Annotated in this window: 22 protein-coding genes and 1 riboswitch; of the genes, 10 read left to right on the top strand and 12 right to left on the bottom strand. The window is 73.7% G+C overall.

Features of this window, described 5'->3' with window-relative positions; all coding sequences use genetic code 11:
* Positions 1-19 precede the first annotated feature (19 nt).
* Positions 20-111: riboswitch (ZMP/ZTP riboswitch) on the bottom strand.
* Positions 112-115: 4 nt separating this feature from the next.
* Complete coding sequence (purN, locus tag HGA03_RS17870) at positions 116-763, bottom strand: phosphoribosylglycinamide formyltransferase (protein WP_168631652.1); 648 nt, start codon at positions 761-763, stop codon at positions 116-118.
* A gap of 41 nt (positions 764-804) precedes the next feature.
* On the opposite strand from purN, the gene HGA03_RS17865 reads away from it, so the two are divergent.
* On the top strand, positions 805-1,356 hold the full coding sequence (locus tag HGA03_RS17865) for a hypothetical protein (protein ID WP_168631651.1): 552 nt from the start codon (positions 805-807) through the stop codon (positions 1,354-1,356).
* 12 nt (positions 1,357-1,368) lie between these two features.
* Here the strand turns inward: HGA03_RS17865 and HGA03_RS17860 are convergent, their stop codons facing one another.
* The 3 genes from HGA03_RS17860 to sucC form a co-directional block, all read right to left on the bottom strand.
* The gene (locus HGA03_RS17860; RefSeq protein ID WP_168631650.1) at positions 1,369-2,673 is read right to left on the bottom strand and encodes a cell division protein PerM; all 1,305 of its coding nucleotides are present in this window, start codon (positions 2,671-2,673) and stop codon (positions 1,369-1,371) included.
* Between the two features lie 103 nt (positions 2,674-2,776).
* Positions 2,777-3,673, bottom strand: coding sequence for a succinate--CoA ligase subunit alpha (gene sucD / locus HGA03_RS17855; RefSeq protein WP_168631649.1), 897 nt, complete (start codon positions 3,671-3,673; stop codon positions 2,777-2,779).
* Between the two features lie 28 nt (positions 3,674-3,701).
* The gene (gene sucC, locus HGA03_RS17850) at positions 3,702-4,886 is read right to left on the bottom strand and encodes an ADP-forming succinate--CoA ligase subunit beta (RefSeq protein ID WP_168631648.1); all 1,185 of its coding nucleotides are present in this window, start codon (positions 4,884-4,886) and stop codon (positions 3,702-3,704) included.
* 165 nt (positions 4,887-5,051) lie between these two features.
* Between sucC and HGA03_RS17845 the strand changes: the two genes are divergently transcribed.
* On the top strand, positions 5,052-5,258 hold the full coding sequence (locus HGA03_RS17845) for a helix-turn-helix domain-containing protein (protein ID WP_168631647.1): 207 nt from the start codon (positions 5,052-5,054) through the stop codon (positions 5,256-5,258).
* Positions 5,259-5,270: 12 nt separating this feature from the next.
* The gene (locus HGA03_RS17840) at positions 5,271-5,792 is read left to right on the top strand and encodes a Clp protease N-terminal domain-containing protein (RefSeq protein WP_168631646.1); all 522 of its coding nucleotides are present in this window, start codon (positions 5,271-5,273) and stop codon (positions 5,790-5,792) included.
* 489 nt (positions 5,793-6,281) lie between these two features.
* Here the strand turns inward: HGA03_RS17840 and HGA03_RS17835 are convergent, their stop codons facing one another.
* Positions 6,282-6,950, bottom strand: a complete 669-nt coding sequence (locus tag HGA03_RS17835) for an AIM24 family protein (RefSeq protein ID WP_168631645.1) — start codon at positions 6,948-6,950, stop codon at positions 6,282-6,284.
* A gap of 70 nt (positions 6,951-7,020) precedes the next feature.
* A complete protein-coding gene (gene pcrA / locus HGA03_RS17830) occupies positions 7,021-9,519 on the bottom strand; it encodes a DNA helicase PcrA (protein ID WP_168631644.1) in 2,499 nt (832 codons plus the stop codon).
* 124 nt (positions 9,520-9,643) lie between these two features.
* Here pcrA and HGA03_RS17825 point away from each other — a divergent pair, with 124 nt between their 5' ends.
* The gene (locus HGA03_RS17825) at positions 9,644-10,084 is read left to right on the top strand and encodes a DUF4190 domain-containing protein (RefSeq protein ID WP_168631643.1); all 441 of its coding nucleotides are present in this window, start codon (positions 9,644-9,646) and stop codon (positions 10,082-10,084) included.
* Positions 10,085-10,100: 16 nt separating this feature from the next.
* Here the strand turns inward: HGA03_RS17825 and HGA03_RS17820 are convergent, their stop codons facing one another.
* The 3 genes from HGA03_RS17820 to HGA03_RS17810 all read right to left on the bottom strand — a co-directional run bounded on the left by HGA03_RS17820 (position 10,101) and on the right by HGA03_RS17810 (position 12,495).
* A complete protein-coding gene (locus tag HGA03_RS17820) occupies positions 10,101-10,451 on the bottom strand; it encodes a hypothetical protein (protein WP_168631642.1) in 351 nt (116 codons plus the stop codon).
* A gap of 95 nt (positions 10,452-10,546) precedes the next feature.
* Entirely contained in the window at positions 10,547-11,203 is a 657-nt protein-coding gene (locus tag HGA03_RS17815; protein WP_168631641.1) for a LuxR C-terminal-related transcriptional regulator, read from the bottom strand.
* Positions 11,200-12,495 (bottom strand): ATP-binding protein, encoded by a 1,296-nt coding sequence (locus HGA03_RS17810; protein WP_168631640.1) that lies wholly within the window; start codon positions 12,493-12,495, stop codon positions 11,200-11,202. The genes HGA03_RS17815 and HGA03_RS17810 overlap by 4 nt, the downstream gene beginning before the upstream one ends.
* Before the next feature lie 148 nt (positions 12,496-12,643).
* Between HGA03_RS17810 and HGA03_RS17805 the strand changes: the two genes are divergently transcribed.
* Together HGA03_RS17805 and HGA03_RS17800 are read left to right on the top strand one after the other, a co-directional pair.
* Entirely contained in the window at positions 12,644-14,137 is a 1,494-nt protein-coding gene (locus HGA03_RS17805; RefSeq protein WP_168631639.1) for a PspC domain-containing protein, read from the top strand.
* Positions 14,137-14,769 carry a hypothetical protein gene (locus HGA03_RS17800; protein ID WP_168631638.1) on the top strand — a complete coding sequence of 211 codons (633 nt, stop codon included), beginning with the start codon at positions 14,137-14,139 and terminating at the stop codon, positions 14,767-14,769. Before HGA03_RS17805 ends, HGA03_RS17800 begins: the two co-directional genes overlap by 1 nt.
* A 95-nt stretch (positions 14,770-14,864) precedes the next feature.
* On the opposite strand, the gene HGA03_RS17795 is transcribed toward HGA03_RS17800, so the two are convergent.
* Together HGA03_RS17795 and HGA03_RS17790 are read right to left on the bottom strand one after the other, a co-directional pair.
* The gene (locus tag HGA03_RS17795; RefSeq protein WP_239073655.1) at positions 14,865-15,404 is read right to left on the bottom strand and encodes an aromatic ring-opening dioxygenase LigA; all 540 of its coding nucleotides are present in this window, start codon (positions 15,402-15,404) and stop codon (positions 14,865-14,867) included.
* Between the two features lie 111 nt (positions 15,405-15,515).
* Entirely contained in the window at positions 15,516-16,148 is a 633-nt protein-coding gene (locus HGA03_RS17790) for a shikimate kinase (RefSeq protein WP_239073654.1), read from the bottom strand.
* 139 nt (positions 16,149-16,287) lie between these two features.
* Between HGA03_RS17790 and HGA03_RS17785 the strand changes: the two genes are divergently transcribed.
* A complete protein-coding gene (locus tag HGA03_RS17785) occupies positions 16,288-16,974 on the top strand; it encodes a TetR/AcrR family transcriptional regulator (RefSeq protein WP_168631637.1) in 687 nt (228 codons plus the stop codon).
* A gap of 68 nt (positions 16,975-17,042) precedes the next feature.
* Here the strand turns inward: HGA03_RS17785 and HGA03_RS17780 are convergent, their stop codons facing one another.
* A complete protein-coding gene (locus HGA03_RS17780; RefSeq protein WP_168631636.1) occupies positions 17,043-18,080 on the bottom strand; it encodes a LacI family DNA-binding transcriptional regulator in 1,038 nt (345 codons plus the stop codon).
* 179 nt (positions 18,081-18,259) lie between these two features.
* Here HGA03_RS17780 and HGA03_RS17775 point away from each other — a divergent pair, with 179 nt between their 5' ends.
* From HGA03_RS17775 to HGA03_RS17765, 3 genes are read left to right on the top strand one after another with little or no spacing between them, the layout of a single operon-like run.
* Positions 18,260-20,239 carry a right-handed parallel beta-helix repeat-containing protein gene (locus HGA03_RS17775; RefSeq protein WP_168631635.1) on the top strand — a complete coding sequence of 660 codons (1,980 nt, stop codon included), beginning with the start codon at positions 18,260-18,262 and terminating at the stop codon, positions 20,237-20,239.
* Between the two features lie 5 nt (positions 20,240-20,244).
* Entirely contained in the window at positions 20,245-21,138 is an 894-nt protein-coding gene (locus HGA03_RS17770) for a dihydrodipicolinate synthase family protein (protein WP_239073664.1), read from the top strand.
* Positions 21,135-23,114, top strand: coding sequence for a YjhG/YagF family D-xylonate dehydratase (locus tag HGA03_RS17765; protein WP_168631633.1), 1,980 nt, complete (start codon positions 21,135-21,137; stop codon positions 23,112-23,114). Before HGA03_RS17770 ends, HGA03_RS17765 begins: the two co-directional genes overlap by 4 nt.
* Positions 23,115-23,522 lie beyond the last annotated feature (408 nt).

Here is a 23,522-nt window from a genome sequence, read left to right as displayed (position 1 = left end):
CGTGCATCAGCAGCGGTTCCCCGCGAGCCCAGGCGATCGACGCCGCGGTGGAGGTGACTCCGGTCGCTCCCCGGTGGTTGGTTCCACCCTTCGCCAGTCGCGACCGGGCACGAGCCTAGCCGACCGTGACCACCCGTCCGTCGACGCTCAGGCCCCCGGCGGCGATCCGGCCGACCCACTCCACCAGCATCGCCCGCTCGGCGACCTTGATCCGCTCGTGCAGCGCCGCCTCGTCCTCCCCCGGCTCGACCGGCACCGCGACCTGGGCGATCACCGGCCCGGTGTCCGTCCCGGCGTCCACCACGTGCAGCGTCGACCCGGTCACCTTCGCCCCGTAGGCCAGTGCGTCGCGCACCGCGTGCGCCCCCGGGAAGGACGGCAGCAGCGCCGGATGGGTGTTCACCACCCGGTCCGGCCAGCGCTCCAGCACCGGCGCGCCCAGGATCCGCATGAAGCCCGCGGACACCACCAGATCCGGGGTGAACACCGCGATCGCCTCGGCCATCCCGCGGTCCCAGGCCGCCCGGTCCGCGAAGTCGGCGGGCGCGACCACGGCGGTCGGCACCCCGGCCCGCCGCGCGTGCTCCAGCCCACCGGCGTCCGCCCGGTCGCTGACCACCCCGGCCACCCGGGCCGGGTACGCCGGGTCCTGCTGCGCGGCGAGCAGGGCGGCCAGGTTGCTCCCGGTGCCGGAGATCAGCACGACCAGGCGGCCGGTCCGGCGGGCGTGGTGGGCGGGGGCGGGGGGCTGGGTGGGCTCCATGGGGTCGGACTGTAGCGGGCGCGCGGTGCGAGGATGGGCGGGTGAGCAACCCGTACGCCCCGCCCTCCGCCGACCGGCCCGCCCCGGAGCAGCGGCCCGAGGGCGGTCCGCCGCAGCCTCCGCAGCCCCGGCGCCCGATGCCGCCGGTGCCGCAGCGCCCGCTCACGCCCCCGCCCGCCCCGGAACCCCCCGACCCGGAGGCGGTGCTGGCCACTGGTCGCCTGGTCCGGCACTTCGGGGTGTGGATGGTCGCGGCGGTGGTAGTCAGCCTGCTGCCGCTGCCCTGGGGTGCGGGCGCGCTGGCGTTCGTGGCCGGGGCGGTGGTGACCGGCATCCGGGCGCTGCGGACCGCGGCGAAGGGCCGGGTCGGCGGCGGGATCACCCCGCTGGTGGTGGTCGGCCTGGCGATGGCCGGGATGCTCGGCCTGATGACCCTGGCGCCGCTGGCGTTGTGGCCGGCGCAGTCGGCGCTGCAGGACTGCCTGGGGTCGGCGGTGACCGAGTCGGCGCGGGCGGCGTGCCAGGTGGAGTACGAGCAGCGGTCCACCGAACTGATGGAGGGCTGGTTCGGCGGGTCGGGCCAGGGGTCCTGACCTGAGGGCGCCCTAGTCGTCGGTCGCGTCCGCCGACCCGGTCGTCGCCCGCACACCCCGCACCCGCGACACCAGCCCCCGCCCGCCGCGGACCACCGCCGCCCGCAGGTGCCGGTCGGCGGGCAGCAGCACCAGCAGCATCGCCAGCGCGGTGCCGGCGGCGACCGCGAGCCCGACCAGCAGCGGCTGCGGCCCGAACTCGGTCATCCGGCCGGGGCCGATCCCGCCGGAGGCCAGGGCGGCGAGCAGTCCGGCGCCGAGCCCGGCGACCAGGGCGGCGACCGAACCGGCGATCACCGGGTCCCAGGCGCGGGTGGAGGCCAGGCGGCGGCGCAGCCAGAACACCGCGACCAGCCCGCACAGCACGGTGAGCACCGGGGTGTACCGCAGCACCCCACCGGCGATGTCGTGCGCGGGCAGGGCGCCGAGGATCGGGATCGCGGGCAGGGCGCCGGTGGTGGCGCCGCCGACGGTGAAGGAGGTGCCGGTGCCGACCGCGAAGCCGGGGCCGGACAGCCAGGACATCGCCCAGATCACCAGGGTCGGCAGGTAGGCCAGTTCCCCGACCGCCAGCACCGCGCCGCCGACCGCGTCCAGTCCCAGGCCGGAGACCACCTCGGCGACCGTGGTCCGCCCGGCCAGGATCCAGCCGACCGTGAGCAGTGCGGCCACCGCGATCAGGGTGAACAGGGCCACCACACCGGCGCCGATCCCCTGGGCCACCGGTTCGGGCAGCCGCCGGCGCACCGGGGCGAGCAGGGCGGACAGCCGGGGCGCCTCGGTCCGGCGGAGCAGTCCGGCGCCCAGGCCGAGGCCGGAGACCGTGACCGCGCCGATCAGGCCGATGCCCAGGTGCAGCAGCGGCACCCCGGCGAATAGCCCGACCAGCACCAGCACCCCGGTGTAGGCGGCCACCCCGGCGGCGAACGACCGCCAGGTGGCGTAGCCGGAGCGGCGGGCGGAGGCCCAGGCGCCGAACACCGCGAGCGCGGTCAGCCCCAGCGGCGCCAGGGTGACCGACGGGGCGGTGGGGAACGGGACGCCGTGCGCGAGCAGCCAGACCCCGGCGCCGATCCGGAGCGCGTCGGTCCACGGCACGCCGTCGGTGGCCGGGGCGGAGGAGGTGGCGACGAAGGCGGCGACCGCCGGCACGACCACCAGCAGCAAGGACAGCAGAGCGGCCTGCAGGCCGGCCAGCATCCCGCCGACCCAGCGCGGCGCACCGTCCAGGTCGGAGGCGAAGAACCGGGTCGGCGTGCGGTCGTCGAGCACCCGGGTCGTGCTGCCCCGCTGCGGGGGCCGGGTACCGGGGCTCATCGGTCCATCGTCCCCGAGCCGGGCGCCGAACCGGGCCAGGCGGGCGCGGCGTGCCGCCGTGAGGCTGAGCACGCCGGGCGCACCCGGCCCGGGACGGTGCGGGTCAGACCAGCAGCTTGCGCGCCAGCTCGGCGGTCTCGGTCGGGGTGGTGCCGACCTGGACCCCCGCGGCCTCCAGCGCCTGCTTCTTGGCGGCGGCGGTGCCCGCGGAACCGGAGACGATCGCCCCGGCGTGGCCCATCGTCTTGCCCTCCGGCGCGGTGAAGCCGGCGACGTAGGCGACCACCGGCTTGGTGACGTTCGCCTGGATGAACGCGGCGGCGCGCTCCTCGGCGTCGCCACCGATCTCCCCGATCAGCACGATCAGGTCGGTGTCCGGGTCGTCCTGGAAGGCGGCTAGCGCGTCGATGTGCGTGGTGCCGATGATCGGGTCGCCGCCGATGCCGACCGCGGTGGAGAAGCCCAGGTCCCGCAGCTCGTACATCATCTGGTAGGTCAGGGTGCCGGACTTGGACACCAGGCCGATCCGGCCGGGGCCGGTGATGTCGGCCGGGATGATGCCGACGTTCGACTGCCCGGGGCTGATCAGGCCGGGGCAGTTCGGGCCGACCAGCCGCACGCCCTTGTCCTGGGCGTAGGCGAAGAACTCGGCGGTGTCGGCCACCGGCACGCCCTCGGTGATGATCACGATCAGCGGGACGCCGGCGTCGACGGCCTCGATCACCGCGGCCTTGGTGAACGCCGGCGGCACGAAGATCACCGACACGTCGGCGCGGGTGGACTCGACCGCCTGGGCCACCGAGCCGAACACCGGGATCGCCACGGTCATCCCGGAGCCGTCCCCGCGCGGGAACTCGACGCTGCTGCCGGCCTTACGGGGGTTGACCCCGCCGACGATGGTGGTGCCGGACGCCAGCATCCGGGTGGTGTGCTTGCTGCCTTCGGAGCCGGTCATGCCCTGGACGATGACCCGGGAGTCCGCGGTCAGGAAGATCGCCATGAGTGCTTGTCTCTCTTCTTCGGGTCGGTCAGGCGGAGTGGGCGAGCCGGGCAGCCTCGGCCGCCCCGCCGTCCATCGTCTCGGCCAAGGTGACCAACGGGTGGTTCGCGTCGCGCAGGATCCGGCGGCCGGCGACGACGTTGTTGCCGTCCAGGCGCACGACCAGCGGCTTGGTGGCCTGGTCGCCCAGGATGCCGAGCGCCGCCACGATGCCGTTGGCCACCGCGTCGCAGGCGGTGATCCCGCCGAAGACGTTGACGAACACCGACTTCACCTGCGGGTCGGACAGGATGATGTCCAGCCCGGCGGCCATCACCTCGGCCGAGGCGCCGCCGCCGATGTCCAGGAAGTTGGCCGGCTTGACGCCACCGTGGTGCTCACCGGCGTAGGCGACCACGTCCAGGGTGCTCATCACCAGGCCGGCGCCGTTGCCGATCACGCCGACCTCGCCGTCCAGCTTGACGTAGTTGAGGTCCTTCTCCTTGGCGCGGGACTCCAGCGGGTCGTCCGCCGACGGGTCGGCCAGCTCGGCGTGGTCCGGGTGCCGGAAGTCCGCGTTGGCGTCCAGGGAGACCTTGCCGTCGAGGGCGACCACCCGGCCCTCCTCGGTCAGCACCAGCGGGTTGACCTCGACCAGGGTGGCGTCCTCCTCGCGGTAGACATCCCACAGCCGCTGCAGCACCTCGGCGACCTGGTCGGCCACCTCGGGGGCGAAGCCGGCGGCGGCGACGATCTCGGCCGCGGTGGCGGCGTCGATGCCGGTGCGCGGGTCGACCGGCACCTTGGCCAGCGCCTCCGGGCGCTCCACCGCGAGCTGCTCGATCTCCATGCCGCCCTCGACGCTGGCCATCGCCAGGTAGCGCCGCTCGGCACGGTCGAGCAGCAGGGAGAAGTAGAACTCCTGGGCGATCCGGGCACCGGCGGCGATCATCACCTGACCGACGGTGTGGCCCTTGATGTCCATGCCGAGGATCTCCTCGGCACGTGCGGCGGCCTCGTCGGCGGACCGGGCGATCTTGACGCCACCGGCCTTGCCGCGTCCGCCGGTCTTGACCTGCGCCTTCACCACCACGACGCCGGTGGCGTCCGGGGTGTACAGCAGGGTCTCGGCTGCGCTCCGCGCCTCGGCGGGGGTCCGGGCGACGATCCCGCCCAGGACGGGGACCCCGTGCCGCTCGAAGAGATCGCGTGCCTGGTATTCGAACAGGTCCACGTGTTGCGGTCCTTCCCATGTATCCCTGGTGGGGATCGGCTGCTCTGCCGCCGTCGATGGTAACCACCGCCGGGCCCATTTATCTCCAGATCGAGAGAACTGACCGGGACCTCGGTCCTGTCAAGAGGTCTTGACACGGCTCAGATCGTCAATCAATCTTGACACATGAGTGAGTCGCTGCACGACGCCGCCGCGGACGATCCGGCGGTCGGGCTGCGCGCCGTCCGGGCGCTGCGGGACCTGGCCGACCGGCTGGAACGGCTCCAGGTCGCCCGCGCCCGGGAACTGGGCTGGTCCTGGCAGGAGATCGCCGACGCCCTCGGCATCAGCCGGCAGGCCGCCCACCAGAAGCACCGGAACACCACCACCTGACGGAGGTCCCTCATGTTCGAGCGTTTCGCCGCCGATGCCCGCGCCACCGTGACCGAGGCGCAGGTCCGCGCCCGCGACCTGGGCGCCGAGCGGATCGACGGCACCCACCTGCTGCTGGCGATCGCCGCCGGCACCGGCCCGGCCGCCACCGCACTGACCGACGGCGGCGTCACCCCCGAGCGGCTCGCCGCCCGGTGTGGCGGCGCCGACCACCTGGACGGGGACGCCCTGGCCGCGATCGGGATCGACCTGGACCGGATCCGGGCCCAGGCCGACCACACCTTCGGCACCGGGGCCCTGGATCGGGCGGGCCGGCGCAGCCCCCGGCACCTGCCCTTCGACCGGGAGGCGAAGAAGACCCTGGAGATCGCTCTGCGGGAGGCGATCCGGCTGGGCGACCGGGCGATCGACTCCGGGCACCTGCTGCTGGCCGTGCTGCGGCTCAAGGACGGCGCCGCCCACGACCTGCTGCTCCGGGCCGGGGGCGACCCGGCCCAGCTCCGGGCCGCGCTGGAGGCACGACCCGCCGCCTGAGAGCCCTGGGTCAAGGCGCTGGTTGAAGGAGCGGCGCGAGTTGGCAGTCGCCTCGGGCGTGCTCCGCGGGCGGCCCTTCGCCCCCGCCCCCTCCCTCCCCTCACCCCTGCTCCCCCGATCACCCCTGCTCCCTCGCGAGACATGCGGCAATCCGCGTGACATGCGCATCTGGGCGCATGTCGCGCGAGGATCCGCATGTGCTGGCGACATCAGCGGGGTCGCGGGCGGGCACGCGGGGGGACGGGGGCGGTGTGGAGGAGGTTGGGGAGGGCGCCGGGGGCCAGAGGTCGGCCCAGATCCAGGGGATGAGTCGGACACCGGTCGAGCGCAGGTTGTCCTCTCGACGCTTCTTCGCCCGCAACCCGGGGCGCAACGACCCGAGCATCCCTGGCCACACATCCCCTGGCTCAGCCCGGCAGTAACTCGGCGGACCCGGGGCGCAGGCACGACGATTCACCTCGCCCCACCCCAGCGTCAAACCAGCGAGACTCAGGCGTGGGTGGGCATCGGGTAACCCTCGGAGGGCTGCACGACCACGAAGCCCGGGCCGTGGAACGAGTACTGGAACGCCTCGCCGGTGCCACCGCGGATCAGCGACCGCATGTTCATGCTGTTCACGATGCCCGGGGTCAGGTTGGCCGACCAGCACACGGTGGCATTCGGGTCGACGAAGGTCGGCTGCTGCGAGCAGTCCAGGATCATCGGCGCACCGTGCGAGGTCAGCGCGACCATGCCCTCACCGTGGATCAGGGTGTTGAACAGGCCGCTGGTCATCATCCCGGCGCCCTTGGTCCGGTGCAGATCCCACTGCAGCCGGCTCTCGAAGGCCAGCAGCGAGGAGCCGTTGACGCTGATCGCGTCGCCCTCCAGCTGGATCAGGAACACGTGCTCCGCCGACCGGGCGAAGAACACCTCGCCCTGGCCGGAGACCCGCATCAGCGGCTGGTTGTCCGAGCTCATCGCGTTCTTGACGAACCGGGCGACCGAACCCGATCCCTCGTGGTGGAACTGCACCTGGCCCTGGTACGCGACCATCGTGCCCTTGCCCGCCAGCACGTCGGGGCCGAGGGTCACCTTGAGCATCCGGTCGCTCTGCAGCGCGAACAGGTCCGAGGACTGCACCTCGGCGTGGACGTGATCGAAGAGGGGGCTACGCATGGGCGGAATCCTGCCGGAGATCGCGCTACCTAGGACAGTGCGCCCGGCGCCCGACCGCGTCCTGAGTGCCTCAGAGCTTGGTCACCGGGGAGAACCGCAGCAGCAGCCGCTTGGTGCCCTCGGTGCCGAAGTCGACCTTGGCCACCGCGTTCTGCCCGACCCCCTCCATCGCGACCACGGTGCCCAGCCCGTAGCTGTCGTGGGTGACCCGGTCGCCCACCGCCAGATCCGGGATCTGAGCATCCGGCCGGGGGGTGGCGGACCCGAAGGTCGCCCCACCGGCCGGCCGCTGGCTCAGGTCCACCCGGCGCCGCTCGCGGGCCTTGGGCTCCCCCGACCCGCCGCGGTACGTCCCGGAGCCGAAACCGCCGGAGCGTCCGCCCAGGAACCCGCCCGGGCCGCGCAGCCGGTCGGTGCTGGACTCGCGCCGCCGCCAGTCGATCAGCTCCTCGGGCAGGTCGTCCAGGAACCGGCTGGCCGGGAACTCGTTCGGCACCCCCCAGGCGGTGCGCACCGCGGCCCGGGAGATGTACAGCCGCTCCCGGGCCCGGGTCAGGCCGACGTAGGCCAGCCGCCGTTCCTCGGCCAGCTGGTCGGTGTCCGCCAGCGAGCGCATGTGCGGGAACGTCCCGTCCTCCATCCCGGTCAGGAACACCACCGGGAACTCCAGGCCCTTGGCGGTGTGCAGCGTCATCAGGGTGATCACGCCCTGGTCCGCCGCCCGGGCGGCCCCCTCCGCACCGTCCGCACCGTCGTCGGTGGGGATCTGGTCGGAGTCGGCGACCAGCGACACCCGCTCCAGGAAGTCCGCCAGATCGCCGTCCGGCTCGGACTCCTCGAACTCGGTCGCCACCGCGTGCAGTTCGGCGAGGTTCTCCACCCGGGTCTGGTCCTGCGGATCCTCGCTGGCGCGCAGTTCGGCCAGGTAGCCGCTGCGGTCCAGCACCGCACCGAGCACCTCGGCCGGCCCGGCCTCCCCGGACTCGGCCAGGTCGCGCAGCCCGGACATCATCTCGGCGAAGGCGCGCAGCCCGGTGACCGCACGGGTACCCAGGCCGGGCACCTGGTCCAGCCGGTCCAGCGCGGCGCCGAACGAGATCCGCTCCCGCTCGGCGTAGGCGGCGACCATCGCCTCGGAGCGCTCGCCCAGCCCGCGCTTGGGCACGTTGAGGATCCGGCGCAGGTTGACGTCGTCGTCCGGGTTCGCGATCGCCCGCAGGTAGGCGATTGCGTCCTTGATCTCCTTGCGCTCGTAGAACCGGGTGCCGCCGACCACCTTGTACGGCAGGCCGACCCGGACCAGCACCTCCTCCAGCGCCCGGGACTGGGCGTTGGCGCGGTAGAACACCGCCACGTCACCGGGCCGGACACCGTCGGAGTCGCCGAGCCGGTCGATCTCCTCGGCGACGAACCGGGCCTCCTCGTGCTCGTCGTCGGCGACGTAGGCCACGATCTGGGCGCCCTGGCCGGAGTCGGTCCACAGCCGCTTGGCCTTGCGGCCCGGGTTCCGGCTGATCACCGCGTTCGCCGCGGACAGGATGGTCTGGGTGGAGCGGTAGTTCTGCTCCAGCAGGATGGTGGTGGCGTCCGGGTAGTCGGCCTCGAACTCCATGATGTTGCGGATGTTCGCGCCGCGGAAGGCGTAGATCGACTGGTCCGAGTCGCCGACCACGGTCAGCTCGGCCCGTGGCACGTCGTCGTCCGCGCCGTCCGCCCCGGCGCCGGCCAGTTCCCGCACCAGCACGTACTGCGCGTGGTTGGTGTCCTGGTACTCGTCCACCAGCACGTGCCGGAACCGCCGCCGGTAGTGCTCGGCGACCGCGGGGAACGCCTGCAGCAGGTTCACCGTGGTCATGATCAGGTCGTCGAAGTCCAGCGCGTTCGCCTGGCGCAGCCGCTCCTGGTACCGGGTGTACACCTGGGCGAGCGTGCGGTCGAAGTCGTTACCGCCGTCGCCGCCGTTGGTCGCCGCGAAGTCCTCCGGTGCGACCAGCTCGTCCTTGAGCGAGGAGATCTTCGACCCCAGGGCCTTGGGCGGGTAGCGCTTGGGGTCCAGGTTCAGCTCGCGGGCGACCAGGGTGATCAGCCGCTGCGAGTCGGCGGAGTCGTAGATCGAGAAGCTGGACCGCAGCCCGAGGGTGCCGGCCTCCTTGCGCAGGATCCGCACGCAGGCCGAGTGGAAGGTGGACACCCACATCGCCCGGGCGGAGGGACCGACCAGGGCCGCGACCCGCTCGCGCATCTCCGCGGCGGCCTTGTTGGTGAAGGTGATCGCCAGGATCTCCCCGGCCCGGGCGCGGCCGGTGGCGAGCTGGTAGGCGATCCGGTGGGTCAGCACCCGGGTCTTGCCGGAGCCCGCACCCGCGACGATCAACAGCGGGCCACCGGTGTGCAGCACGGCGGCGCGCTGCTCCGGGTTCAGGCCCTCCAGCAACGATCCGGGGTCGGCACGGTGCGGCCCGTGGCCGGGGCGGCGGGGCTCGTCGGCGATCTCCGCGCGCGGGGGCGTGGCGGGCAGGCGGGCGAGGTCGAGGCCGGGCAGCGGGAGGTTCTCGAAGAGCGACGTCATGGCGGGACCTAGCCTAGGCGTCCACACCGACATCGCAGGACCCTCCTGCAGCGGTGGCGGCGGACCTGGCACGATCGGTGCACAGGTCGCGCACCGGCGGCCGTGACACCCGAGACGAGGACCCATGAGCAGCCCAGTGCCCCCGCCCGAGCCGCAGCAGCCGGACCAGCCCCAGCCGTGGACCGGGCCGGAGCCGACCCAGCCCGCGCCCGGTGCCCCGCAGTACCCCTACCCCACGGCCGCCCCGGTGGCGCCGCAGTACCAGCAGCCCTCGGCGTCGCCCGCCGGTTCCCGCACCCTGCCGATCGTCGCCCTGGTGCTGTCGGTGATCGGCTGCACCAGCCTGGTCGGCATCGTGCTGGGCATCGTGTCGCTGGTGAAGAAGCGCGGCGCCGGGGACACCGCCAGCACGGTGATGGCCTGGATCGCGATCGCGGTCGGTGCGCTCTGGCTGGTCGCCCTGACCATCATCGGGCTCGGCATCTTCGCGGTGTGGGACACCTGCCAGGAGCTGGGCAACGGCACCCACTACGTGGACGGGATCCGCTACACCTGCAACTTCTGAGTGCGGCCGGAGCGGGTCACCGCCACAGCACGGCGATCACCACGTTCACCGCGGTGAGGCCGAGCACCAGGCCGACCCGGCCCTTGGTGACCTGCTCCGGCTTGCGCCGGCCCAGCCAGATCAGCACGGTGACGACCAGGGCGATCACCAGCTTGACGCCGATCTTCGCGTTGTCCGGCTTGTCCAGCCCGGCGACCTCGGCCGAGCGCAGGCCGGTCATGATCAACCCGGTGACCAGGGCGGTGAGCGCGCCGTGCAGGGCGCCCTTGGGGAAGGTCTGCTGCCGCAGCGTCACGATGCAGCCGCCGAGCACGATGGCCCAGCCGATCAGGTGCAGGACCACGAGCAGTCCGTAGACGATGTCCATGGGGCGTCTCCTCGACGATGGGGGGAACCGCCAGCTTCACACGGACGAACCGCCCGACACGCCGAGGCGAGTCGTGGCTTTCCTCACCTGGATGCCTAGAGCAACCGCCGGGCCGCCGCCCACCGGGTCAGCTCGTGCCGGGAGGACAGCTGCAGCTTGCGCAGCACCGCCGAGACATGGGTCTCGACCGTCTTGATCGAGATGAACAGCTCCGAGGCGACCTCCCGGTAGGAGTAGCCGCGGGCGATCAACCGCATCACCTCGCGTTCCCGGGCGGACAACCGGTCCAGCTCGTCGTCACCGGTGGCCACGTCGCCGGCCGCGGTGCCGAAGGCGTCCAGTACGAAGCCGGCCAGCCGCGGGCTGAACACCGCGTCACCCCCGGCCACCTGCGCCACCGCCGCCGACAGGTCCGGCCCGGAGATCGCCTTGGTCACGTAGCCGCGCGCCCCGGCCCGGATCACCGCGACCACGTCCTCGGCCGCATCCGAGACCGACAGCGCCAGGAACCGGGTGTCGGCCAGCAGGTCCTGGCAGGACCGGATCACCTCGTGCCCGCCGCCCCCGTCGCCGCCGGGCAGGTGCACGTCCAGCAGCACCACCGGCGGGCGCAGGTCCCGGACCACCGCCACCGCCTGCTCCACGGTCTCGGCCTCGCCGACCACCCGCACCCGGTCGTCCAGGGAGGCCCGCACCCCGGCCCGGAACATCAGGTGGTCGTCCACCAGCACGACGTCGATCGGCTCGCTCATGACTGCATCGTCCTCTCCTCGGCCGGATCGGCCGGCGCCTCGTTCGCCACGCCCGCGCGCGGCACCTGCAGGCGGACCTCGGTGCCGCCACCGTCCTTGCACACCACCGAGGCCGTCCCACCCCGGCGGCGCACCCGGCCGAGGATGGACTCGCGCACCCCGAACCGGTCCTGCGGCACGGCCGCCAGATCGAAGCCGGTGCCCCGGTCGCGGACGAAGGCCTCCACCTCGGTCGGCCCGACCTCCAGGTAGCAGGACACCGGCGGGCGCCCGTGCCGGACCGCGTTCAGCAGCGCCTCGCGGGTGGCCTGCAACAGGGCGTCGGTGTTCTGGTCCGGTTCGCAGTCACCGACCACCACCACGTCGATGGTGACCGCCTCGCCCTCCGAGCCGACCCGGGTGTCCTCGATCTCGGCGACCGTCTCGCGCAGCACCGCCGCCACCGAGGTGCCGGGCTCCGGGCGGTCGTCGTACAGCCAGGCCCGCAGTTCGCGTTCCTGGGCGCGGGCCAGCCGGGCGACCTCGGTCGCGTCGTCGGCGCGGGCCCGGATCAGCGCCAGGGTCTGCAGCACCGAGTCGTGCAGGTGGGCGGCGATGTCCGCGCGCTCGGACTCCCGGGCCCGGGCGGTGCGCTCGTCGCCGAGTTCGCGGACCAGGCGCAGCCACCACGGGGCCAGCACCAGCGCCACGCCGGCCAGCACCGCGAGCGCCGCCACGGTCGACTGCACCAGGGTGGCCGGCTCGGTCTCCTTGCCGACCAGCAGCAGCACCCCGACGCCGGCGATCACCAGGCCACCGACCAGCCGCAGCACGCTGACCCGGTTGCGCGGGGACGCCTTGCGCTCCTTCTGCACCGCGTCCAGCTGGCTCCAGGCCAGCGCCACCCCGGCGACCAGCAGCAGCACCGGCACCAGCCAGCTGGACCCGACCGCCAGCCCGGACCGGTTCAGCAGCAGCGCGACCGCGGCGACCACCAGTCCGCCACCGACCGCAGTCTCGCCCCACGGCAACCGGCGGAGCAGGTCCACCCGGGCCGGACTGAGCACCGGGGCCAGCCGGGACTGGGCGGCGGGCCGTTGATCGGCGATCCGGCCGGCGTCGCCGAGCGGCACCGTGACCCACCAGAAGATGTAGAGCAGCGGCCCGAAGAACGCCACCGGGGTCAGCACCACGAACAACACCCGCACCAGCCGGACCGAAAGCCCCAGGTGCACGGCGAGCCCAGCGGCCACGCCACCGAGGACGCGGCCACGTTCGGGGCGGCGCAACGGCGGCCGGACGGGGGTCTGCATGCACTGATCGTCACACGTCCCGGCCCGCTGCCGAACCCCCCGGGCCCGATCTCCGGGGTGCGGTCAGGGACCCGGACCGGGGGTTTCAGGGGTGGCTCAGGGTCGACCCCGATGGTCCGGCGGTGGCCGGCCGGGTCAGGATCGAGCCATGACGAACGACAGCACCGGCTACGGCCCGGGCACCCCGCCCCCGGCCGGTTCCGGACCGACGCCGGGACGACCCGGCGGGGCGAGCGGGGACGGATTCTTCGGTGCGATCCGCGGTCTCGGGATCACCCGGGGCGAGGACCGCTGGATCGGCGGGGTGTGCTCCGGCCTGGCGCAACGGTTCGGGATGGACCCGTTGCTGGTGCGCGGCGTGGTCGGCCTGACCGTGCTGATGGGCTTCGGCCTGGTGCTCTACGGCGTGGCCTGGGCGCTGCTGCCGGAGCCGGACGGCCGGATCCACCTGGAGCAGGCCATCCACGGCGACTGGAACGGCGCGCTGATCGGCGCCGGCCTGGTGGTCCTGATCGGCGCGACCAGCGGCGGCTGGTGGTTCAGCTGGGGTCCGTTCGACTCCGGCTGGTTCTCCGCCATCGCCTGGTCCGCGGCACTGGTCGCCGTTGTCATCATCGCCGCGAACGCCCGCAAGGGCAGCGGCCCTCCGACGAGCACAGAAGGTCAGGCTCCGATGACGGATCCCACGTTCCCGACCCCCACCCCCGAGACCCCCGGCGCCCCCACCGCCGCGGCCGGCAGCCCGGCCCCGGCGACCGGCGCGGCTCCGCCGCGGACCTCGGCGCACGCCCCCAACCCGGGCCCCGGCCACCACGGCACCCCCTACGGCACCGGGGCACCGACCCCGCCGCCCAGCTCCGCGCCGTACTGGCAGCAGCCCCGTCCGGCCGGTGCCGGCCCGGTGCCGCCGCGTCCGGTCACCCCGCCGCGCCCGCCGATGCCGCCCAAGCCCCCGAAGCCGCCCAAGCCGGTGAAGCCCTCGGTTCCCGGACCCGGTTCCGCGGTGACCGGTGTGGTGGTCGGCCTGATCCTGCTCGGGCTGGCGGCCCTGCTGATCGCCGACCGGATGGACCTCTACACCGGCCCGGTGGCCAGTGTCCTGGTCGGCGGCGGCGTGATCCTGGTCGGCCTGGCGATCATCGTCTGCGGCCTGCTCGGCCGGCACGCCGGCGGCCTGACCGCCCTGGCCATCATCGGCTTCGTGGTGGCCGGTCCGGCGATCGCCGCCGACTCGGACTCGGTGTGGCGCTGGCGGGACAGTGACGGATCGGTGGCGGTCGGCGACCGGACCTACGACGTGACCTCCCGGGCCGAGGCGGAGGACGGCTTCGCCCTCGGCGTCGGCAGCACCGTGGTCGACCTGACCGACGTGCCGATGGTCGAGGACGAGACCCTGGTGGTCCCGGTGCAGGCCGGACTCGGCAACGTCACCGTGATCGTCCCGGACGGGGTGCCGGTGCAGGCCACCGTCCGCTCCGGCGGCGGGACGGTCTACTGGGAGGTCGACGACTCCTCCCGCAGCGTGAGCGGGGTGGGCAACCGCGCCACCTTCCGCAGCGAGGAGCTGGTGGACGACACCATCGCCCAGCTCGAGCTCCAGGTCGATCTCGGCCTGGGCGACGTGACCATCGAGGAGGACTGATGTCCGAGCGCACACCGGAGCAGGGCTCCGGGAACGAGCAGATCGACCCGACCGAGGCGATCGAGACCACCGAGCAGGACCGGACCGAGGTGATCGAGGCGGCCGGCGAGACCGAGGCGATCGAGGCCGTCGACGCCGCAGAGACCGAGGTGCTTGACGAGACCGAGGTGGCTGACGAGACCGCGGTGATCGAGACCGAGGCCTCCGACGGGCCCGAGCAGCCCACGCCGGCGGAGCCGGAGACCGCCGTGCTCGGCACTCCCCCGGCCACCGCCGCGATGCCCACCGCGGCCTTCGCCGCCGCCGAGCCGCACCCCCAGCCCCGGCCGGACCCGGCGGCCAGCACCGGCCCGGCACCGTCCTGGAGCGGCACCCCCGCCCCGGCCGCGGGCTGGTCGGCACCCGCACCCACCCCGGTGCCCGCCCCGGCTCCGCCGCGGGGCCCGCGCTCCGGCACGGTGATCTGGGGCCTGATCGTGGTCGCGGTCGGCGCCGGGATCCTGGCCGCCGCCGCCGGGCTGCGGATCGACTTCCAGCTGGCGTTCATCGCGCTGCTGGCGGTGGCGGGGGTCGGCCTGCTGGTGAGTTCCCTGATCGGCGCGGTGCGCCGCCGGGACCGCTCGGCCTCCTGACCAGGACGGTGCGGCTGGAGGGGCCGCACCGCCCACCCACACGGAAGGGCCGGAACCCGCGAGGGTTCCGGCCCTTCCGCCGTGCCGGTGTGGACTCAGACCGCGGGGGCGGCGGGCGGCGGGCCCGGCTCCGTGGTCGTCGTCCCGGTGGTGGTGGTCGGCGTGACCGGCGCGCGGGTGCCCGACTCGGGAATGGTCACCCGGCGCTTGCCGGCGAGTGCCCAGATCGCCCACCCGACCAGGATGAACAGGATGCCGAGGCCCATCACCAGGGCGGCCACGCCGAAGGCGACCACCGAGGTGAACAGCGACGCCCGCAGGAACGAGGCGTTCATCGCGGTCTCGCGCAGCGGGTCGTCCTGGTCCAGCTGGGCGTAGGTCTTGCCACCGGTCGCCTCCAGGGCGTGGTGGGCGATGATGTCCGCCTGGGCGAAGGCCGCCCAGGGGGTGGTCACCGGGTCACCGGCGAAGTTCGCCGCGTCGTCGGAGACGGTGATGTTCTCGTCGGCCAGGTGGCTGGAGACGGATCCCCAGGTCACACCGCCGGCGATCAGCAGCACCAGCCCCGCCACGGCCGAGATGATCGCGATCACGCGGGCCGCCTTGGACGGCGCCGTCTTTGCCACGGTGGTCATGGTCCTCCCCTTCCGAAGTACCGCTGTCACCGCACAACGTCCCAAAAGACCGCAGGCGACGCAATCGGACATCCCGTGGGGCGAGGACCCGGATGACCTGGGCGGAGACGGTCAGTGGTGGCCCAGGCTGTGCGGACCGCCGTGCGGGGCGCGCGACTTGCGGGCCAGCCGCATCCGGCGCTCGATCTCCCGGCCGCCCTCGGCCGGAGTGACGCCGTCGGTGAGGATGCGCATCGTGGACGCCTCCTCGTAGACCTCCCGGCGCTCGCGGATGATGTCCAGCCAGCGCTGCCGCGGGTCGCCCATCAGCAGCGGCCGGGAGTCGTCCAGGCCGACCCGGGGCGCGGCGAACTCGATGCTCACGTCCAGGAAGACCACCGTGCCGCCGCCGGCCGCGTACTGCGCCAGGTGCTCACGGGTGTCGCTGCGCAGCGGCGCCCCACCCCCCAGGGCCAGCACGCCGCGGTGCTCGTCCAGCGCGGCCGCCACGATCTGGTGCTCCAGGTCCCGGAACGCCTGCTCGCCCTGGTGCAGGAAGATGTCGGCGATCGTGGTGCCGGCGTGCTCCTCGATGTCCACGTCGGTGTCCCGGAGCGGGACGTCCCAGCGGCGGGACAGTGCACGGCCGATGGCGGTCTTGCCCGACCCCATCGGGCCGATCAGCACGACCAGCGGTCCGCGGTCGGGGGCCGGCGGCGGGGTGCCGCGACGACCGGGAGGGGCCGGACTGGGGGTGGCGGACACGGTGAACTCCCTGCGCTGTGAGCGACGCCCGGTGCGACAACGGGCCGGAACTTAACCAACCGTTCCATAATGGTGCCCGATCGGGTCCGGACCGGGCGGGCGACCACGGACCGGACACCCCACCTGCGAGAGGCCTGGCATGACCACCACCACCGCGTCCACGGACGCCGCGCGCGCCCGCCGCGACCCGGAGGGCACCCGCCGGGCGATCCTGGAGGCGGCCGTCCAGGAGTTCTCCGACCACGGCCTGCTGGGCGGGCGGATCGACGCCATCGCGGAACGGACCGCCACCACCAAGCGGATGATCTACTACTACTTCCGCTCCAAGGAGGACCTGTACACCGCCGCCCTGGTGGAGTCCTACCGCCGGATCCGGGACTCGGAGTCCCAGCTGCATCTGGACGAGCTGCCACCTGAGGAGGCGTTGCGGCTGCTGGTGCGCTCGGATGTGCTGCACCACGAGCAGAACCCGGCGTTCGTGCGACTGGTGGTGTTCGAGAACCTGCTGCCGGCCGGGTCGGTGCACCTGATGTCCGAGGAGGCCCGGGAGACCAACCGCCGCGCGGTGGAACTGGTGGACGACATCCTGCGCCGCGGCCGGGCCACCGGGGTGTTCCGCTCCGGGCCGGATGCGCCGACCGCACTGGACGTGCAGCAGGTCATCTCCGGGCTGGCGTTCCAGCGGGTGTCCAACCGGTCGACCTTCAACCAGTTGTTCGGCCGGGACATGCTCTCGGAGGCGGAGGCCCCGCACGTGCGCCGGATGATCGAGGACGTGGTGCTCCGGTTCGTGCTGGCCGACCCGGCGGGCTACGCCGCGCACTGATCCCGCGCCCCCTGCCGCATTTCCCGTCGCGGGGCGGGGCCGGTGGGCATGTCCCCCCGGCCCCGCCCTCACGCGCTCGCCGGCGGCGCGGTGGACTCCCGGACCACCAGCGTGGTCGACAGCTGCACGTGGTGGGAGTCGATGCTCTCCCCCTGGGCCAGCTGGAGCAGCGTGCGCAGCGCCACCCGGCCGAGTTCGACCACCGGCTGGCGCACCGTGGTCAGCGGGGGCGCAGAGGAGGACGCCGCCGAGCTGTCGTCGAAGCCGATCACCGACAGGTCCTGCGGCACCCGCAGCCCGTGGCGCTGGGCGGATGCCAGCACGCCGAGCGCGATCGAGTCCGACGCGGCGAACACCGCCGTGGGCGGCTCGGACCCGGCGAGCAGGTCGTCCGCCATCGCGAGTCCGGCCTCGAAGGTGTGCGCACCGGAGCGCACCAGGGCGTCGTCCACCGGGAGGCCGGCGCCGCGCATGGTGCTCAGGAAGCCCTGCAACCGCTCCGAGGACGGCAGGAAGGTGGGCGCCCCACCGGCGAACGCGATCCGGCGGTGGCCGAGGTCGAGCAGATGCCGGGTGGCCTGCACCCCGCCGGCGAAGTTGGTCGACCCCACCGAGACCGTCGCGTCGTCCATCGGGTTCACCGGGTCGATGTGCACCGCCGGCACCCCGAGCGACCGCAGCAGCTGATGCTGCTCCGCGGTCGTCTCGGTGGTCACCAGGACCACCCCGATCCGGTCGCGGGCCGCCTGGCGCCGGATCCAGGCCGGGGACAGCGGCACCGGCCCGCCGCCGGTCACGTCGAGCACGTCCACCACGACCTCGATGCCGTGATCGCGTCCGGAGGCGACCACGCCCTCCAGCACCCGCAGGGCGTAGATGTCCGAGAGCGTGCGGAACACCACGGTGACGGCGAGCGCGGCCGACCCGGCCCGGGGCCCGGTGGTGGGTGCGTAGCCGAGCTGCTCGATCGCGTCCTCGACCCGGCGACGGGTCTCGGGCGAGATCCCCGGCCGGCCGTTGAGCACCTTCGAGGCGGTGGCGGTGGAGACCCCCGCCGCCTCCGCGACCTGGTCGAGGGTGGGCCGGGTGGGCTTGTCAGCGGGCATGCGGGCCATGGTAGCGAAACCCTTTCGAGGCAGCGGCCTGCGGGGAACTGCCTCGGACACCAGGGGTTCCGCGCCTCGTCCGCACGCTCTACAGTGGCGATGGAGGAAAGTCGTGCCGCAAGTTTTTCTCACTCTTGCCACGATCGGACCCTGCCCGGACCCGAACGAAGGACGCACCCGTGACCACGCTGCACGTCGCCACCGGCGGCTCCGACCTGGCGCCCGGCAGCGCCGACGCCCCGTTCCGCACCATCCAGCGGGCCGCCCGCGCGGCGTTCCCCGGCGACACCGTGCTGGTGCACGAGGGGACCTACCGCGAGTGGGTGCGCCCGGTACGCGGTGGCGTGGGCGACGACCGCCGGATCACCTTCCAGCCCGCCCCCGGTGAGCGGGTGCGGATCACGGGCGCCGAACCGGTCACCGGCTGGGTGCGCGAGGCCGGTCCGGTGTGGCGCGCGGAGGTCCCGAACGCGCTGTTCGGCGAGTTCAACCCGTTCGCCGAGCCGGTCACCGGCGACTGGCTGCACCCCGCGCCGGACGGCATCCCCGTCACCCGGGGCGCGGTCTACCTGGACGGCCGGTCGCTCTACCAGGCGCCCAGCCGCGCCGCGGTGGACCGCCCGGTGCGCCGCACCCACACCCGGTACCAGTGGACCGCCCTGGACACTCCCCTACTCGACCCGGACCGGACCGTCTGGGTCTGGTTCGCCGAGGTCTCCGAAGAGGTCACGACGATCTGGGCGAACTTCCAGGACGCCGACCCGAACGCCGCCCTGGTGGAGATCAACGTCCGGCCCTCCGTGTTCACCCCGGACCGCACCCACATCGACTACCTCACCGTGCGCGGCTTCGAGCTCGCCCAGGCCGCCACCCCGTGGGCCCCGCCGACCGCCGAACAGCTCGGCCTGATCGGCCCCCGCTGGGCGAGGGGCTGGATCATCGAGGACAACCTGATCCGCGACGCCACCTGCGCCGGGATCTCGCTGGGCAGGACCGCCGCCGGCGGCGACAACTTCGCGACCGAGCGCGGCGACAAACCCGGCTACCAGTACCAGCTGGAGTCGGTGTTCAGCGCACTGAACCAGGGCTGGGACCGCGAGCACATCGGCTCGCACCTGGTGCGGCGCAACGAGATCCGGGACTGCGGGCAGAACGGCATCGTCGGCCACCTCGGCTGCGCCTTCTCCACCATCGTGGACAACCACATCCACCACATCGGCACCAAGCACGAGTTCTCCGGCTACGAGATCGGCGGGATCAAGCTGCACGCCCCGGTGGACGTGACCATCGAGCACAACCGGATCCACGACACCACGCTGGGCATCTGGCTGGACTGGCAGGCCCAGGGCACCCGGATCGCCCGCAACCTGCTGTACCGCAACCTGCGCGACCTGTTCATCGAGGTCGCGCACGGCCCGGTGCTGGTCGACCACAACGTGCTGGCCTCGCCGATCGCGATCGAGCTGTTCAGCCAGGGGAACGCCTTCGTGCACAACCTGGTGCTCGGGGCGGTCCGGATGCAGGCGGTGCTCGACCGGGCGACGCCGTACCACCTGCCGCACTCCACGCAGGTCGCCGGCTACGGCTTCGTGCACGCCGGGGACGACCGGTACGCGGGCAACCTGTTCCTCGGCGCCCGCGGCGGGGTGTACGGCCCGGACGCCCCGCTGGTCCTGCCGGACTTCCCACCGGAGACCTTCGGCACCCACGCCTACGACGGTGCGCCCGCGTCCTGGGAGGAGTACCGCCAGCGGGTCGGCTCCGCGGACGGGACCGGCGACCACGCCCGGTTCCACCATGAACGCCAGCCCGCCTACATCTGGTCGAACGGCTACGCCGACGGCGCCCGGCCGGTCACGCACGAGGCGGACCCGCGCACCACCACGGACCCCGCCACCGCCCGGGTGATCGACGAGGGCGACACCGTGCACCTGGAGCTGACCCTGCCGGACGCGCTGACCGCGCCGCTGATCGGCATCGTCACCGGCGCCGACCTCGGGCGGGTGCGGATCGCCGGTGCCGCCTTCGAGAACCCCGACGGCACCCCGGTGACCGCCGAGGTCGACCTGGTCGGCCGGCGCAAGCAACCCGGTACCGACTACCCACCGGGCCCGCTGGCCGAGCTCGCCGCCGGCAGCAGCCGGGTGCGGGTGTGGTGAGCGCCATGGCCCGGTTCTACGCCCCCGCCGTCACCGCCTTCCACGACGACGGCACCCTGGACACCGAGGGCAACGTCGCGGTCTGGGAGCACATCCTGTCCGGCGGCGTCGACGGCATCGTGCTGATGGGCTCCACCGGGGAGTTCTTCGCCCTGACGCCCGAGCAGAAGCGCACGCTGATCGACCTGGCAGTCCGGCACGTCGGCGGTCGCGCGGACCTGATCGTGGGGACCGCGTGCCTGCGGGTGGACGACACCGTCGAGCTCAGCCGGTACGCCCTGGACGCCGGAGCGGACGCGGTCATGGTGGTCGGCCCGTACTACTTCGCCCTGGAGGACGCGGCGATCGAGGCCTGGTTCTCCGCGATCGCCGATCGGGTGCCCGGCGACCTCTACCTGTACAACTTCCCCGCTCGCACCGGCTACGACCTGGGCCCGGAGGTGACCCGGCGGCTGCTGCACCGGCACCCGAACATCGTGGGCTACAAGGACACCGTGCTGGAGGTCGGGCACACCCGGCGGCTGCTCACCGAGCTGCTGCCGGAGTTCCCCGGGTTCCGGGTGTTCGCCGGCTTCGACGAGAACCTGCACCACGTGGTCACCTCCGGCGGCGCGGGGGCGATCGGCGGCCTGGCCAACCTGTACCCGGAGCTGTGTGCCGGTTACGCCCGGGCGGTCGGATCCGGCGACGCCGCGGCCATCGCCCGGCACCAGCGCCGGATCGACCGGCTGATGGGCCTGTACGACCTGGCCGCGCCGTTCTTCCCGTTGCTCAAGGCGGGGATGATCGCCCGCGGCGTCCGGCTCGGTCCCGGTTCCACCGCACCCCACCAGCCGCCGACCCCGGCGCAGGCCGAGGCGCTCGCCGCGCTGATGGCGGCGGTCGAGGACATGCCATGACGACCTGGCACAGCATGCTCGAACCGCACGACGGGATCTACACCCTGCGCTCGCGCGCCGAGGGCCCCCGGGGCCGTCTGCCGCTGACCGCCGACCAGCTGCGCACCTCCCCCAGCGGCGACGTCTTCGGCATGACCCAGAACGCCGGGATGGGCTGGCCCGCCGCCCAGCTGCTCGGCCCGCAGGTGATGATCCTGTCCACCGCGGGCGGCCTGCGCGCCGACACCGGCGAGCCGGTCGCACTCGGCCTGCACTCCGGGCACTTCGAACTCGCCGACCAGGTGCGCGCCGCCGCCCGGGCGGTCAGTGAGGCGGGCGGGTTGCCGTTCGCCACCGCGGTCAGCGACCCGTGCGACGGGCGGTCGCAGGGCACCCCCGGCATGTTCGACTCGCTGCCCTTCCGCAACGATGCCGCCGTGGTGATGCGGCGGCTGATCCGGTCGCTGCCGACCCGGTCCGCGGTGCTCGGGGTGGCCACCTGCGACAAAGGGCTGCCCGCCACGATGATGGCGCTCGCCGCCCAGCACGACATCCCCACCGTCCTGGTCCCCGGCGGTGTGACCCTCCCGCCGGTCCGCGGCGAGGACCTGGCCCGGGTCCAGACGATCGGCGCCCGGTTCGCGGCCGGGGAGCTGTCGCTGCAGGACGCCACCGAGGTCGGCTGCCGGGCCTGCGCCTCACCCGGCGGCGGCTGCCACTTCCTGGGCACTGCCGCCACCAGCCAGGTGATCGCCGAGGCGCTCGGGCTGGCATTGCCGCACTCGGCGCTCGCCCCCTCCGGTGAGCCGGTGTGGGCCGAGATCGCCCGCCAGTCCGCCCATGCCGTGCTGCACCAGCTCGACTGCGGGCTGACCACCCGGGACATCCTGACCCCCGAGGCGTTCGAGAACGCGATGACCGTGCACGCCGCCATCGGTGGGTCGACCAACCTGCTGCTGCACCTGCCCGCGATCGCACACGCCGCCGGGGTGCCCCGCCCGGGGGTGGAGGACTGGGCCCGGGTGAACCGCTCGGTCCCCCGCCTGGTCAGCGTGCTGCCGAACGGCCCGGTCCAGCACCCGACGGTCCGGATGTTCCTGGCCGGCGGCACCCCCGAGGTGATGCTGCACCTGCGCGACCTCGGCCTGCTGCACCTGGACGTCCTCACCGCCACCGGCGAGACCCTGGGCACCGTGCTGGACTGGTGGGCCGGCTCCGAGCGCCGCGGCCGGATGCGCCGCCTGCTGCGCGAGCAGGAGGGGGTCGATCCCGGCGACGTCATCATGTCCCCCACCCGGGCCCGCCGCCGGGGGCTGACCGCCACGTCGACCTTCCCGGTGGGCAACCTCGCGCCCGAGGGGTCGGTGATCAAATCCACCGCCCTCGACCCGGCACGGCTGACCGACGGCGTGTTCCATCACCTCGGACCGGCACGGGTGTTCACCAGCGAGGCGGCGGCGATCGCCGCACTCAAGGCCCGCGAGGTCCGGCCCGGCGACATCATGGTGGTGATGGGCGGCGGTCCGCTCGGCACCGGGATGGAGGAGACCTACCAGGTGACCTCGGCGCTCAAGCACCTGTCCTGCGGCTCGGAGATCTCGCTGATCACCGATGCGCGGTTCTCCGGGGTCTCCACCGGCGCCTGCATCGGGCACGTCGGCCCCGAGGCGCTGGCCGGCGGCCCGATCGGACGGCTGCGGGACGGCGACATGGTAGAGATCCTGGTCGACACCCGGCGTCTGGTGGGCTCGCTCGACTACGTCGGGGACGCCGGTGGCCGCCTGACCCCCGCCGAGGGCGCCCGGGTGCTCGCCGCCCGCGATCCGCACCCCGGCCTCGCCCCGCACCCGCAGCTCCCGGACGACACCCGGCTGTGGGCCGCCCTGCAGGAGGCCAGCGGCGGGACCTGGCAGGGCTCGGTGTACGACACCGACCGCATCCTGACCGTGCTGCGCGCGGGCCTGGACGCCCTGCGGGGTGCCGCCGAGCCGGGGTGAGGCGCGTCGGGTCCGACAACGCCGGGCCCGACCATGCCGGGGCCGACCGTGCCGTGGTCGACCATGCCGGGGTCGACCACGCCTGGCCCGACCACGCCGGAGCCGGCCGCGCCGGAGCCGGCCGCGCCAGAGCCGGCCGTGCCAGAGCCGGCCGCGCCAGAGCCGGACTGGTGCCGGGCTGTACGCCGACGGACGACGAGCCGCTCGGGCAGGTGAGGATCCCCGGTCACGTGTTGCACCCCGCGGAGCCGGATACCGCGGGGTGGAGCAGGTGTGTGATCGGTCAGAAGGGTGGTGGGTCGTCGAGTTCGGCCTGGGTCAGGGCCCGCCCGGTGAGCCATCGGGGGTCGGTGGACAGGTGTGCGGGTGCCCGGTCCGCGCCCGGGCGTAGCCGGTACCTGTGTCCGG

It is taken from the genome of Cellulomonas denverensis, assembly GCF_012396125.1.
GTDB classification, from domain to species: Bacteria; Actinomycetota; Actinomycetes; order Actinomycetales; family Cellulomonadaceae; genus Cellulomonas; species Cellulomonas denverensis.
This window is presented reverse-complemented; position numbering and strand designations above follow the sequence as displayed.